The organism is Pseudonocardia sp. TMWB2A (assembly GCF_017312135.1).
Genome location: NZ_QKQY01000002.1, coordinates 1,119,747 through 1,133,168, shown reverse-complemented (window position 1 = coordinate 1,133,168; position 13,422 = coordinate 1,119,747). Strand labels below are relative to the sequence as shown.

The 13,422-nt window shown below is 76.4% G+C and carries 13 protein-coding genes; 7 read left to right on the top strand and 6 right to left on the bottom strand.

The window, feature by feature from the left end; all coding sequences use genetic code 11:
• Positions 1–14 precede the first annotated feature (14 nt).
• On the bottom strand, positions 15–620 hold the full coding sequence (locus tag DMP17_RS19710; protein ID WP_226355645.1) for a TetR/AcrR family transcriptional regulator: 606 nt from the start codon (positions 618–620) through the stop codon (positions 15–17).
• Positions 621–669: 49 nt separating this feature from the next.
• Here DMP17_RS19710 and DMP17_RS19705 point away from each other — a divergent pair, with 49 nt between their 5' ends.
• Positions 670–1,641, top strand: a complete 972-nt coding sequence (locus DMP17_RS19705) for an o-succinylbenzoate synthase (RefSeq protein ID WP_226356672.1) — start codon at positions 670–672, stop codon at positions 1,639–1,641.
• Here DMP17_RS19705 and DMP17_RS19700 read toward each other — a convergent pair.
• On the bottom strand, positions 1,628–2,239 hold the full coding sequence (locus DMP17_RS19700) for an MSMEG_1061 family FMN-dependent PPOX-type flavoprotein (protein ID WP_337830261.1): 612 nt from the start codon (positions 2,237–2,239) through the stop codon (positions 1,628–1,630). The genes DMP17_RS19705 and DMP17_RS19700 overlap by 14 nt on opposite strands.
• Before the next feature lie 73 nt (positions 2,240–2,312).
• Here DMP17_RS19700 and DMP17_RS19695 point away from each other — a divergent pair, with 73 nt between their 5' ends.
• The 4 genes from DMP17_RS19695 to DMP17_RS19680 are packed head-to-tail and all read left to right on the top strand — an operon-like array spanning position 2,313 to position 7,486.
• Positions 2,313–3,266, top strand: a complete 954-nt coding sequence (locus DMP17_RS19695) for an NAD(P)/FAD-dependent oxidoreductase (protein ID WP_226366759.1) — start codon at positions 2,313–2,315, stop codon at positions 3,264–3,266.
• A gap of 40 nt (positions 3,267–3,306) precedes the next feature.
• Positions 3,307–4,794 (top strand): FAD-binding oxidoreductase, encoded by a 1,488-nt coding sequence (locus DMP17_RS19690; protein ID WP_226366758.1) that lies wholly within the window; start codon positions 3,307–3,309, stop codon positions 4,792–4,794.
• A 60-nt stretch (positions 4,795–4,854) separates the two neighbouring features.
• Complete coding sequence (locus DMP17_RS19685) at positions 4,855–6,441, top strand: CYTH and CHAD domain-containing protein (protein ID WP_226355649.1); 1,587 nt, start codon at positions 4,855–4,857, stop codon at positions 6,439–6,441.
• Between the two features lie 10 nt (positions 6,442–6,451).
• Entirely contained in the window at positions 6,452–7,486 is a 1,035-nt protein-coding gene (locus DMP17_RS19680) for a PHP domain-containing protein (RefSeq protein WP_226355650.1), read from the top strand.
• A 25-nt stretch (positions 7,487–7,511) separates the two neighbouring features.
• Here DMP17_RS19680 and DMP17_RS19675 read toward each other — a convergent pair whose 3' ends face one another.
• On the bottom strand, positions 7,512–7,913 hold the full coding sequence (locus DMP17_RS19675; protein ID WP_226355651.1) for a cupin domain-containing protein: 402 nt from the start codon (positions 7,911–7,913) through the stop codon (positions 7,512–7,514).
• 547 nt (positions 7,914–8,460) lie between these two features.
• Between DMP17_RS19675 and DMP17_RS19670 the strand changes: the two genes are divergently transcribed.
• Positions 8,461–9,570 (top strand): glycoside hydrolase family 16 protein, encoded by a 1,110-nt coding sequence (locus DMP17_RS19670; RefSeq protein ID WP_226366755.1) that lies wholly within the window; start codon positions 8,461–8,463, stop codon positions 9,568–9,570.
• 3 nt (positions 9,571–9,573) lie between these two features.
• On the opposite strand, the gene DMP17_RS19665 is transcribed toward DMP17_RS19670, so the two are convergent.
• A complete protein-coding gene (locus DMP17_RS19665; RefSeq protein WP_226355653.1) occupies positions 9,574–10,563 on the bottom strand; it encodes a carbohydrate kinase family protein in 990 nt (329 codons plus the stop codon).
• Positions 10,564–10,661: 98 nt separating this feature from the next.
• Between DMP17_RS19665 and DMP17_RS19660 the strand changes: the two genes are divergently transcribed.
• The gene (locus DMP17_RS19660; RefSeq protein ID WP_226355654.1) at positions 10,662–11,663 is read left to right on the top strand and encodes a CobW family GTP-binding protein; all 1,002 of its coding nucleotides are present in this window, start codon (positions 10,662–10,664) and stop codon (positions 11,661–11,663) included.
• Between the two features lie 16 nt (positions 11,664–11,679).
• On the opposite strand, the gene DMP17_RS19655 is transcribed toward DMP17_RS19660, so the two are convergent.
• Together DMP17_RS19655 and DMP17_RS19650 are read right to left on the bottom strand one after the other, a co-directional pair.
• Positions 11,680–12,252 (bottom strand): hypothetical protein, encoded by a 573-nt coding sequence (locus tag DMP17_RS19655; protein WP_226355655.1) that lies wholly within the window; start codon positions 12,250–12,252, stop codon positions 11,680–11,682.
• A gap of 164 nt (positions 12,253–12,416) precedes the next feature.
• Positions 12,417–13,412 (bottom strand): small ribosomal subunit Rsm22 family protein, encoded by a 996-nt coding sequence (locus DMP17_RS19650; RefSeq protein WP_337830260.1) that lies wholly within the window; start codon positions 13,410–13,412, stop codon positions 12,417–12,419.
• Between the last annotated feature and the right edge of the window lie 10 nt (positions 13,413–13,422).

Sequence of the window (13,422 nt, the reverse complement as noted above, 5' to 3'; positions counted from 1 at the left end):
TCCCGGACGCGCGCTCAGGCCCGGTGGCCGAGGCCCGCCAGGCCGGTCCAGACCAGGTCCATCAGGTACTCGGTGGCCTGCTCGGCGGTGACCGACCCGTCCTGGCCGCGCCAGACGGCGAGCCGCTCGCAGGCCCCGACGATCACCTGCGCCCAGCCGGTCAGCCGGGCCGGTTCGGTGCCGGGGACCTGCGCGGCGAGCAGGGCGGCGGTGAAGTCGGTCTGCTGGGCGCGGATCTCCTCCAGCGCGGTGTCGGTGACCCCGGCCTCGGAGCAGAACAGCTGCCAGGCGGGCGCCCGCCGGTCGAGGTAGCGGAAGAAGGCCAGCGTCCCGCCCCGCAGCATCGCCTCCGGCGAGTCCGCGGCCCCCGCCGCCTGTGCGACGACGTCGAGCAGCTCGGACCGGGCCCGCGCGATCGCGGCCAGCAGCAGGCCCTCCTTGGACCCGAAGTGGGTGTAGAGCACCGGCTTGGTGACCCCGACCCGCTCCGCGACCTGCTCCATCGAGACCTCGGCGTAGCCCCGCTCGCCGAAGACGGCGACGGCCGCGTCGACGATCTGACGCTCCCGCTCCGCCCTGGGCACGCGGCGGCGGGGGCCGGGTACGGTCTGCGCGGTCACGGGCGAGAGCTTACCCGCAGTAAGTTACCGACGGTAGGAAGTGAGCGGAATGGACGTCTACTCCCTGCCGATGACCACCCGGTTCCGCGGGATCACCGTGCGCGAGGGCCTGCTGCTGTCCGGCCCGGCCGGTTGGGGGGAGTTCTGCCCCTTCCCCGAGTACGACGACCGCGAGGCCGTCGCGTGGCTGGCCGCGGCCCGCGAGGCGGCCGAGGTGGGCTGGCCGGAGCCGGTGCGCGACCGGGTACCGGTCAACTGCACCGTGCCCGCCGTCGGCCCCGAACACGCGCAGCGGATCGTGCGCGCCTCCGGCTGCACCACCGCGAAGGTCAAGGTCGCCGACGCCGGCGCGCCGTTGTCCGGGGACGTCGAGCGCGTCGCCGCCGTCCGCGACGCGCTCGGCCCCGCCGGGCTGGTCCGGGTGGACGCCAACGCCGCCTGGGACGTCGACACGGCCGTCGCCGCGATCGGCGAGCTGGACCGGGCCGCCGGGGGACTGGAGTACGTCGAGCAGCCCTGCTGGGAGGTCGAGGACCTCGCCGCCGTCCGCCGGAAGGTGGACGTGCCGATCGCCGCCGACGAGTCGATCCGCCGCGCCGAGGACCCGATGCGGGTGGTGCGGGCCGGGGCGGCCGACGTCGTCGTGCTGAAGGTGTCGCCGCTGGGTGGGGTGCGCCGGGCCCTGCGGATCGCCGAGGAGGTCGGGCTGCCGGTCGTCGTGTCCTCGGCGGTGGAGTCGAGCGTCGGGCTCGCCGCCGGGCTCGCGCTGGCCGGGGCGCTGCCGGAGCTGCACCACGCCTGCGGGCTCGGGACGGTCTCGCTGCTGGCCGCCGACGTCGTCGCCGAGCCGCTCGCCCCGCAGCGGGGCTACCTGCCCGTGCCGCGGGTCGCGCCCGAGCCGGTGCACCGGGCCGGGGTCGCCGCCGCCCCGGACCGCGCCGCGTGGTGGCGCGACCGGCACGACCGCGTCGCCGCCCTGCTCGACGCGGCCACCGGCGCCGGCCGGGTCAGTACTGGTTGACCCGCCCGTCGCGGCGCAGCGCCGCGTCGATCGCCCGCGCCGGACCGGGCACCTGGTACTGGCCCTTCACCAGCTTCCCGGCGCTGGGCACCGCGGCCTTGCCCGGCCAGGTCGCCGTGTCCCACAGCGACGAGCGCAGGAACGCCTTCGCGCAGTGCAGGAACAGCTCGTCGATCTCGACGACGATCGCCACCTCGGGGGTCGAGCCCTTCACGGTGAGCCGGTCGGCGAAGTCCGGCCGGTACACGATCCGGGCCCGCCCGTTGATCCGCACGGTGTCGTTCGACCCCGGCACGACGACGATCATCCCGACCCGGGGGTCGTGCAGGATGTTGCGCATCGAGTCGAGCTTCCGGTTGCCCTTGCGGTCGGCGAAGGCGACCGAGTGCTCGTCGAGCACGATCAGCGTGCCCGCCGGGTCGCCCCGCGGCGAGACGTCGACGCCGTCCGGCCCGGTCGTCGCCAGCAGGAAGAACGGCGACGCGGCCAGGAACTCCGCGGTCACCGGGTCCACCCGGTCGCGCGCCTTGTCCCGGATGAACTCGGGCACCTCGCCGATGATCTCCCGGAGCCTGGCCTCGTCGGTCACGTGTTCCATCGCATCCCCCTCGTTCTTAGGCCACCCTAACCGTGGACGTGCTCCCGGGGCGACCCCCGCCTAGGGTCCCGGTGTGGGCGTGATCGTGATCGGGGCCGGCATCGCCGGGGTGACCTGCGCCGCGGAGCTGGCCGCCCGCGGCGTGGATGTGACGGTGTACGAGCGGGCCCGCGGAGCCGGGGGACGGCTCGCGGTGCACCGCCACGACGGCCGTCCCGCCGACATCGGCGCCGCCTACTTCACCGTCTCCGACGACCGGTTCGACGCCCGCGTCCGCCGCTGGCGCGACGACGGCCTGGTCCGCGGGTGGACCGACACCCTCGCGGTGTTCGACGGCGCCGCCCGGGGCGCGGACAACCCGGGCCCGCTGCGGTTCGCGGCGCCCGCCGGGCTGCGGTCGCTGGTCACCGACACCGCCCGTGACCTCGACGTCCGCACCGGCCACACGGTCGAGCGGGTCCGCCCCGGCCCGGACGGCCCGACCGTCGACGGGGAGCGCGCCGACGCCGTCGTGCTGGCGATGCCCGACCCGCAGGCCGCCCGGCTGCTCGACCCGGACACCCCCGCGGGCGCCGCGGTCGCCGGGCGGGCGTGGAACCCGGTGCTCGCCCTGACCGCCGGGTTCGCCGCGCGGGACTGGCCGCGGCTGCCCGCGGCGTTCGTCAACGACCACCCCGTCCTGTCCCTCGTCGCCGACGACGGCGACCGTCGCGGCGACGACGCCCCGGTGCTCGTCGCGCACTCCACCGGCGACCTCGCCCGCGCCCACGACGCCGACCCCGCCGGCGCGGTGCCCGCGATGACCGCCGCCGTCCGGGAGCTGCTGGGCATCACCGCGGAGCCGGACTGGACGCACGTGCACCGCTGGCGCTTCGCCGCCCCCGCCGGCACGCGGGAGCAGACCTTCCACCTCGGCGACGACGGCATCGCCCTCGCCGGGGACGGCTGGGGCCGGTCCCGGGTGCAGACGGCCTGGCTGTCCGGGCTGGAGCTGGCCGGGGAGCTCGCGGGGCGCCCGGGCCGCTGAGCCCTGGCCGCGTCGGCGTCGGCGACCTACCGTCGTGGGCATGCCCGACCGCGCCACCGCTGCCGCCCCCGTCGTCGTCGAACCGGAGGGACGGCCGTTCGGCGGGTCCACCGCGCCCGCGGAGCTCGACGCCTCCGGCCCGGACACCGCCGGGCGCGCGGTGCTCGCCGAGCTGGCCGCCGCGCTCGACGCCGACCGGGTCCTCACCGATCCCGACGTCGTGCGCCCCTACGTCCACGACGAGGCCGAGTGGGCCGAGTACGGCACACCGCTCTGCGTGGTGCGGGCACGGACCACCGCCGACGTCGCCGCGACCGTGCGGGCCTGCGCCGCCCACCGGGTCCCGGTCGTCGCGCGGGGCGCGGGCACCGGGCTCTCCGGCGGGGCGAACGCCGTCGACGGCTGCGTCCTGGTCAGCCTGGAACGGATGACCGCGATCCGGGAGATCTCGGCGGGGGAGCGGCTCGCCGTCGTCGAACCGGGGGTGGTCAACGACGACCTGCGGGCCGCCTGCGCGGAGCAGGGCCTCTGGTACCCGCCGGACCCGGCGTCGGCGCCCTGGTCGACGATCGGCGGCAACGTCGCGACCAACGCGGGCGGGCTGTGCTGCGTCAAGTACGGCGTCACCCGCGACTACGTGCTCGCCCTCGAGGTCGTCACCGCCACCGGGGAGGTCGTGCGGGTCGGGCGGCGCACCGCGAAGGGCGTCGTCGGCTACGACCTCGCCGGGCTGATGGTCGGCTCGGAGGGGACGCTCGGGATCATCACCGAGATCACCGTGAAGCTGCGCCCGGCCCGCCCGGCCGCGCCGCGCACCGTCGTCGGGTTCTTCGACTCCCTCGCCGACTGCGGGGCCGCGGTCGCCGCCGTCACCGAGCAGGGGCTGCAGCCCGCGGTGTTCGAGCTGGTCGACCGGGAGTGCCTGGCCGCGGTCAACGCGTGGCGCAACGCGGGCCTGCCGACCGGCGCCGCGGCGCTGCTGATCGCCCAGACCGACCTGCCCGAGCCCGCCGCACAGGCCGAGGCCGACGCGATCCTGGCCGCGTTCACCGCGCACGGGGCGACCGAGGCGATGGCCTCGACCGACGAGACCGAGTCCGAGGCGCTGTTCGCCGCCCGCCGGATGGCCTACCCGGCGCTGGAGCAGCTCGGGATGGGGATGCTGACCGAGGACGTCTGCGTCCCCCGGCCGCGGATGGCCCAGATGCTCGCCCGGATCGAGGACATCGGCCGTCGCCGCGGGGTCCGGATCGCGACCGTCGCGCACGCCGGCGACGGGAACCTGCACCCGCTGATGCTCACCCCGCACGACGACCCGGACGCCCGGGACCGCACCCGCGCCGCGTTCGACGAGATCATCGGCGCGGCCGTCGAGCTGGGCGGGACGGTCACCGGCGAGCACGGCGTCGGCCTGCTCAAGCGCGACGGGATGGAGCGGGAGCTCGGCCCGGAGGTGCTCGCCCTGCAGCGGGCGGTGAAGGCGGCCCTGGACCCGGACGGCATCCTGAACCCGGGCAAGGCCGTCTGAACCGGATGCGTCGCCCGGATGGCCGCGCGTGATCGTCCCTGCGCCGGGGAACCCCGGAGGATGAGTACGACCGACCCGGCCCTGGTCCCGTCCGCGCTCGCCCTGACCTACCGGGGCCCGGCGCACACCGGCGCGCCGCGGCTGTCCGGCGTGGACGGCGTGCACGAGGTGGTGGCGGTGGTGGCGGCCGAGGTCCGCGAGGTCGACCGTCTCGACACCGCCGACCTGCGGCTGTTCTCCGCGGGCATCGAGCTCGTCGTCGAGCACGTGGTGCCCGACCGGGCCTCGGTGGTGGCGCCCGGCTCGGTCTGGGTGCTGCGGCTGCCCGACGCCGGCCCCGACGACGACCTGCGCGTCCCGCTGTCCGGCAGCGAGGTCGAGGGCGTCGCCGACCGGTCGGTCCCCGACGGCATCGACGCGCTCGTCCGCCGGATCCGCGGCGACGCGCCGCTGGTGCCGGTGGGCCGGGTGCACGTCACCCGCACCGTCAGCAGGCTGCGCGACGACGCCGGGCGCGACCTGGCCACCCTGACCCGCGAGCAGGTCGACGTCGCGACGCTGGGCGGGTCGGCGACCGTCGAGAGCTGGACCGAGGCCGTCGTCGAACCTGGGACGGCCGGGACCGCCCTGCTGCAGCAGCTCGACGACGCCCTGCGTACCACCGGCCTCGTCCGGGCCCCGCGCGGCGGGTACGCCCGGCTGACCGCGCTGCTGGCCGAGGCGGCGCCCGTCGACCCGCCGCGGCGGACCGGGCGCAAGGGCAGCGCCGGTGCGCTGCTGCTGCGCTACCTCGGCGACCAGGTCGACGCGCTCGCCGCACGCGAGCAGGACCTGCGCGCCGACCGCCCGGACGCGGTGCACCAGATGCGCATCGCCGCCCGCCGGATGCGCAGCGCGCTGCGCACCTACGCGAGGCTCCTGGAGGGCCCGCGGGCCGCGCACGTGGTCGCCGAGCTGCGCTGGCTGGGCCGGGCGCTGGCCGGTGAGCGCGACGCCGAGGTCCAGGAGGAGCGCCTGAACGCCCGGCTGACCGCGCTGGAGCCGGAGCTGCTGCTGGGACCGGTGCAGGCCGCCGTCACCCGACACTTCGCCCGCACCCGCGCCGAGACCGGCGCGGCGGTGCTCGACGTCGTCGACGGGGAGCGCTACGCCGCGCTGCAGGGCGCGCTGCGCCGGCTGCTCGCCGACCCGCCGCTGTCGCGCCGGGCCCGCAGGCCTGCGACCGCGGTCCTGCCCGCGATGGTGGGCCGCACGGCCCGCAAGCTGGAGCGGCGGATGGAACGCGCACTGGCCGACCTCGACGCCGGTCGGGTCGCCCCCGACTCGCTGCACGACGCCCGCAAGACCGGCAAGCAGCTCCGCTACGCCACCGAGGTCGCCCGGCCCGGCGTCGGGAAGGACGCGCGGGCGTTCGCGAAGCGGCTCAAGAAGGTCTCCGACGTGCTCGGCGAGCACCAGGACGCCGTCGTCTCCCGGGAGACCCTGCGGACCCTCGGGGCCCGCGCCGGCGCCGAGCGGGACAACGGGTTCACCTTCGGCGTGCTGCACGGCCGGGACACCGCGACGATGCTCGACCTGGAGCGCAGGCTGCCCACGGTGTGGGAGACGGCGTGGACGCGGCGCGCCCGCCGGTGGATGCGCCGCTAGCCTGCGCGGGGTGAGAGACGCCGTCGCCGACCTCCGCCGGATCGCGTTCCTGCTCGAACGCGCCCAGGAGTCGACCTACCGGGTGCGCGCGTTCCGGACCGCGGCCGCCGCGCTGCGCGGCCGTGACACCGAGGAGCTGGCCCGGCTGCACGCCGCGGGCGGCCTCACCGACCTGAAGGGCGTCGGCGAGGTGACCGCGCGCTGCGTGGGGGAGTCCGTCGCCGGGGAGGAACCGGTCTACCTGCGACGGCTGGAGGACGCCGTCGCCCGCGCCGACGCCACCGGGGTGCCCCTGGCCGAGGCGGCGCTGCGGCTGCGCGAGGGCCTGCGCGGGGACTGCCACAGCCACACCGACGCCTCCGACGGCGGCTCCCCGCTCGCCGAGATGGCCGAGACCGCGATCGGGCTGGGCCACGACTACCTCGTCGTCACCGACCACTCGCCACGCCTGACCGTCGCGAACGGGCTGTCCGCGGACCGGCTGCGCCGCCAGGTCGAGCAGATCGCGCAGCTCAACGAGCGGATCGCCGCGTCCGGGTCGGACTTCCGGGTGCTCACCGGCATCGAGGTGGACATCCTCGACGACGGCGCCCTCGACCAGTCCGAGGACCTGCTCGCCGCGCTCGACGTGGTGGTGGCCAGCGTGCACTCGAAGCTGCGGATGCCCCGCGACGAGATGACCGAGCGGATGCTCACCGCCGTCGCGAACCCGCACGTCGACGTGCTCGGGCACTGCACCGGCCGGATGGTCACCGGCCGCCGCAAGCGCCCCGAGTCCGAGTTCGACGCCGACGCCGTCTTCGCCGCCTGCGCGGAACACGGCGTCGCCGTGGAGATCAACGCCCGGCCCGAGCGCCTCGACCCGCCGAAGCGGCTGCTGCGCCTGGCCGTCGAGGCCGGGTGCGAGTTCACGATCGACACCGACGCGCACGCCCCCGGACAGCTCGACTGGCTCGACCACGGCTGCGCCCGCGCCGTCGCCTGCGGGGTGGACCCGGAGCGGATCCGCAACACCCGCGACCTCGCGGGCCTGCTGCGCCGCTGACCTCCTGTGCCGGCGGGCGCCCGGCTCAGCGCAGCTCGAAGTCGGCGAAGTCGAAGCCGGGGGAGACGACGCAGCTGACCAGGACCGCCCCCGGCCCCGCCGGGTCCGCCCGCTGCCACACCCCGGCCGGGACCTCCTGCTGCGGGCCGGCCGGCCCGAGGCGCAACCGGGCCCCGGGGACGGGGTCCGGCCCGTCACCACCGAGGACCAGGTCCGCCTCCGGGCCCGAGTGCCGGCACCACAGCTCGGTGGACCGGACGCGGTGCCAGCGGCCGGGGGCGTCGAAGAGGTAGAGGATCGCCGTCGCCGAGGGGCGTGGACCGTACGGGGTCCCGACGACGACCGGTGAGGTCCAGGTCCGCCGGTACCAGCCACCCTCCGGGTGCGGGGCGAGGTCCAGCGCGACGGCGAGGTCGGGGCGAGCCACGCCGCCACTCTGGCAGGCGGACGCGCAGTCCCTCCCGGACCCCCACCTCGCAGCGCCCCGGGGCATCGGCCCCCGGGGGCGCGTCGCACCCCTGGTGCGGTCGCCGCACCCGTCGCGGCGGGTGCGGGAGCCCCCGCCGGGGTGCGACACCTCCGTCCGCGGGGTGCGACGCCGGACCGCGCCGCCTCTCCGGGCCGGCCGCGTCGGCGGACCCGGGTGCTCCGCGGCGGCGGCCGCCGACCGGCCCGGGTGCGTGTCGGCGCCGCGACCGCGCCGACCGGCGGGCGCGCGAGGCGCGGCGACCCGCCACCGCGCCCGGCACCCCGCGCGCGGGGTGCCCCGCGCCGCGACGGGGCGCCACAGCCGCCTCCGCGCACCGGGACGGTCACCCGTCGTCACCGGTGCCCGCAGGAGAATCACCCTCCGTCCACTGACGACCGCATCCCACCCGTCCGCGCGCTCCCCGGACGGGTGGTTCGACTGGTGCTCCTCACCCACCGCACGTGAGATGGGACCGCAGGTGACCGAGTGACGGGAGTGATCCACGGTGCGGACCAGGACCAGGACGACGGTGGCGGTGCTCGCCGCGACGCTCACGCTGTCGGCGGTCACGACGGCCGGTGCGTCGGCGGCGTCGGCGGCACCCGCGGCGCCGGCGAGCGCCGTGGCCCGGACCGTCGCCGACGACCCGGCGCCCCCGCGGGACGGCAGCGGCGCGGCCGCGCCCACCCCGACCGGCGGAGACCCGACCGACCCGGCCGGCGGAGACCCGACCGGCCCGGCCGCGGGCACCGCGACCCCGGGAGGCGACCCGGCCGGCGGGACGGCGAAGGCGGCCCCGGCCGACCCCGCCGCACCCCCGGCGTCGTCGCACTGCACCGAGACCGCGGCGCAGGAGCTCGGCTGGGGCGCTCCCACCCGCGAGTCCGACTTCGACGGCACCACGGTCCCGCCGGACTGGCACCCCTACGGCCCCGAGCCCGGCCACAACAAGAAGGGCACCCGCACCCCGGAGGCGGTCACGGTCGCCGACGGGGCGATGACCATCTCCGCCGACGCCGACGGCAACACCGGTGCCGTCAGCTGGCACCCCGGCCAGAAGTACGGCCGCTGGGAGGCCTGCGTGAAGTCGGACGAGGGCCGGGGCGGGATCAACGCGCTGCTGCTGCTCTGGCCGGTGGCCGAGGACTTCCCGGTCGGCGGCGAGGTCGACTGGATGGAGATCATGGACGACTCCCGCCAGAAGACCAGCTTCTTCCTCCACTACGGACCGGGCAACGACCAGGACTACGGGTCGGTGAAGCACGACTCGACGCAGTGGTCGGCCTACGCGCTGGAGTGGACCCCGGAGAAGATCACCGCGTACGTGAACGGGAAGGAGTGGTACTCCAACACCGACACCGACCAGTTCCCGCCGCGCCCGATGAACATGACCATGCAGCTGGACTACTTCGGCAACGCCGGCGGCCCCACCGCCATGCACATGGACTGGGCCCGGCAGTGGGCGCTGCCGCAGAGCACCGTGGCCACGCTGAGCCTCCCGCCCGGCTCGGCCGCGACCGGGCAGCCCCGCGACTTCCCCGACCGGAAGCCGCGCGAGCTGTCGGGGCCCGAGCAGCAGGCGCAGACCGCGATGCTCGCCCGCGAGCACCGCTGAGGCTCAGACCGCGGCGTCGAGCTCCGCGCGGGTGGGCGGGTTCGCGCCGTGCCGCGAGCAGGTGATCGCCGACGCCGCGACGGCCTCGGTCAGCACGGCCTCCAGCGTCGGCCGGTCGATGCGGTAGAGGTCGTCGCGGGCGGTCGCGCCGAGCAGCCCGCGCCGGTGCAGACCGGCGAGCAGCGCCGCGGAGAAGCTGTCCCCGGCACCGACGGTGTCGACGACCTCGACGGTGCGGCCGGGCAGCACCAGGTGCAGCCCCGACGACGTCCCGGCCAGCACCCCGTTCGCCCCGAGGGTGACCACGACGACCGCCGGACCGAGCTCGAGCCACTCGCCGACGACGTCGCCGGGCTCGCGGCCCGGGTGCAGCCAGCCCAGGTCCTCCTCGCTGACCTTCACCACGTCGGCCACGCCGAGCAGCTCGTGCACGCCGGGCAGGATCTCCTCCGGCGTGCCCATCAGCAGCGGCCGGAAGTTCGGGTCGTAGCTCACCGTCGCGGTGTCCACGGCGGAGGCGAGCAGCTCGCGCAGCGCCTCGTGACCGGGCGCGGTGGTCAGCGCCAGCGATCCGGAGTGGACGGCGACGACCGGGCCGGCCGGGCCGTCGTCGAGGGCCCCGGCGAGCTCGTCGTCGGTCCACTGCCAGTCCGCGGTGCCCGCGATCCGGAAGTCGTAGGACGCCTGCCCGTCGGCGGCCAGTTCCACGATCGCCAGCGACGACGGCTCGTCCGCCTCGACCGAGTGCGACAGGTCGACGCCGTTGTCCGCGAGATGGTCGCGCAGCTTGCGCCCGAGCAGGTCGTCGGCGAGCCGGGCCAGCATCCGGGCCGGCACGTCGAGGCGGGACAGCCCGACCGCGACGTTCGCCGGGCTGCCGCCGGGCGCGAGCTCCCAGTACCCGTGCGCGGGGGCGGGGACGATGTCGACGAGGGCTTCTCCGGCGACGGCGATCACTCCGCGTGGCGGGCGTCCGGCAGCTGTGTCGGGCATGGCCGCACTGTAGTGGTCCGATCGGGGTCCCCGGACAGGTCCGTGACGGGTCACGACCACGTCACGGTGCGTCGACACGCACGTGGTAGGCATGACGGATGCCCCGGAAGATCCCGGTCGTGGTGCTGGCCGGATTCCTCGGAGCCGGCAAGACGACACTGCTGAACCACCTCCTCGCCGCGGGCGGGGACGCGCGGATCGGCGTGGTCGTCAACGACTTCGGGTCGGTCGGCATCGACGCGATGCGCGTGGCCGGTCAGGCCGGCGACGTCGTCGGGCTCGGCAACGGCTGCCTGTGCTGCGAGGTCGGCGAGGGCGGCGTCTCCTCGGTGCTGGAGAAGCTGACCCGCCGCCGCGACGAGATCGACGTCGTCGTCATCGAGGCCAGCGGCATCGCCGAGCCCGGCACGCTGGTCCAGCTCGTGCTCGACGCGCTGGGCCAGCACCTGAGCTTCGGCGGGCTCGTCGAGGTCGTCGACGCCGCGGAGTTCGAGGACTCGCGGCGCCGCCACCCCCAGCTCGACAAGCACGTCGGCATGGCCGACCTCGTCGTCCTGAACAAGATCGACCGGGTGGGGCCGGGGCCGCTGTGGCGGGTCCGGCGGCTCTGCCGCGAGGCGAACCCGCGGGCCCCGATCGTCCCGGTCCGCGACGGCGCGGTGGACCCGGCGCTGCTGTTCGACATCGAGATCGTGCCGGGCAGGCAGCTGATGCTGGGCGAGCGCGTCGACGAGCCGCATGAGCACCACCTGCACGCCGGCTACCAGAGCCTGACGTTCCTGTGCGACGAGCCGCTCGACGCCGCCCGGCTGCAGGACCTCCTCGACGCCCGGCCGTCCGGGCTGTACCGGATCAAGGGCTCGGTGCGCTTCGCCGCCGCCCCCGACCGGGAACGCTGGGACCTGCACACCGTCGGCCGGTACGTGCGGTTCCACCGGAGCCGGTGGGACACCGACGAGCCCCGCCGCACCACCCTGGTCCTGATCGGGACCGGGCTGGACTCCGACGCGCTGCACCGGTCGCTGCGGGCCTGCGTCGCGACCGACACCGACCGCCGCGACGCCGACGCCCTGCTCCCGGTCGCCCGCTACGCGACCTGACGACCCCGGGGAGGGCTCAGACCGAGGTGAGGTCCGGGCCCGTCGCCGGCTCGGCCAGCTGGGTCAGCGCCTCGGCGGCCCACGCCTCCCCACCGGCGACGGCGGTCCACAGCAGGACACCGAGGGTGCGGGTCGGGTCGATCCGGCCCGCCTGCCACGACGGCGTCGCCGCGAGCCGCTCGGCGCGCACGCAGAGCTGCCAGGAGGCGGGGTCGGTCGCGGCGATGTCGCGGGCGAAACGGGTGTGCCCGGTGCGGGCGCGGTAGGGCCGGACCGGGTCGGTGACCGCGTGGATGACCGAGAGCACCCCGATCGCCAGCCCCAGCGCGACGGGCAGGCAGACGAGGAACGCCAGCGCCGACCAGGACCAGCTGTTCTCACCCACGGTGAGCGCCACCACGGCGGCGGCGACGACGGCGGAGCCGGTCATCGCACCGGCCGGGAGCTTCGTGTAGACGAGGTCGCCCGCGTCGTCGACGACGTAGTCGGTGCCGGCGATCAGGGCCGGGTCGTACACGCGATATCCGGTACGGGTGCGGACGAGGGTGGGCAGGCGGTCGGCGGGGGCGCCGGCGACGAAGTCGTTCATGGTCGTGCTCGATCTGTGAGAATGCTGCTGCTCGCGGCCCACCTGATGGCCGTCTCGCCCGGTCAGTCGCCCACGATGCCGGTCGGTGTTACAGATTCACAACGTTCTTCGGCGCGTCCGGGCTGTGACGTTCGCCTCCCCCGCTTGCGAGCAACCCGGAGGGCTCACCCGGGTGGCCAGGCGTCGCCCCACGCGGTGTCACGGGCGTGCCGGAACAGCTCCTTGCGACTGCGCGGGACGGGGGTGTCCCGCAGCGTCCCGTCCGCCTCACAGACACGCAGCGTCACCAGTCCCTTGCGTGTGTGCGGGTGCCGAATCACCCGGCCCGGGGCCCGTCCGACGGTGCCGTCGTCGTCACGCGCGGCGACGACGTAGGAGAACTTCTCGTCCTCGTGGCCCAGCGAGCCGGCCTTCAGCACCCGGTGCCGCGAGCTGCGCCCGACGCGCACGGCGAAGTGGCACCAGTCGTCGCCGGTCACCGGGCAGGCGCCGTCGTGCGGGCAGGGCGCGGCGACGGTCAGGCCCGCGGCGAGCAGCCGGGCACGGGCGTCGAGGATGCGCGCGTGCCCGGCCGGCGTCCCCGGCTCGACGAGCACGACCACCCGCGCGGCCCGGGCGGCGGCGTCGACGACGGCGTCGCGCACCGGCACCGGCAGCTCCCCGAGCAGGTAGCAGGCGGTCAGCAGGTCGGTGTCCGGCAGCGCCGGGGCGGTGCCGAGCACCGCGGCCTCCCAGCGGGCCCCGCGCAGCAGTGCCGACGGCGCCCCGCCCGCGAGCCTGCGGCCCAGCGCCCGGGCCGGCGCGGCAGCCTCCAGCACCGTGGCCCGCTCCAGCGACGGCCAGACCTGCGCCGCGGCCCACACCGCGGCGCCGGTCCCGCCGCCGAGGTCGAGCAGCGACACCGGCTCCGGCACCCGCGCGGCGGCCCGCTCCAGCACGTCGACGACCGCCGCGTGCGTCGCGGGCATCCGGTACGCGGCGTAGGCGGCCGCGTCGTCGTCGGTGCGCAGGATCGGCGCGGTGGGCACGGTGCCGCTGCGGTAGTCGCGGATCAGCCGGTCGACCACCGGCGCGAGCCGCGCGGCGGGGACCCGGTCGAGCGCGTCGTCGAGGGCGGCGCCCAGCGCGCCGGACAGGTCGGGGGACAGGTCGGGGACCACCCGCCCATTC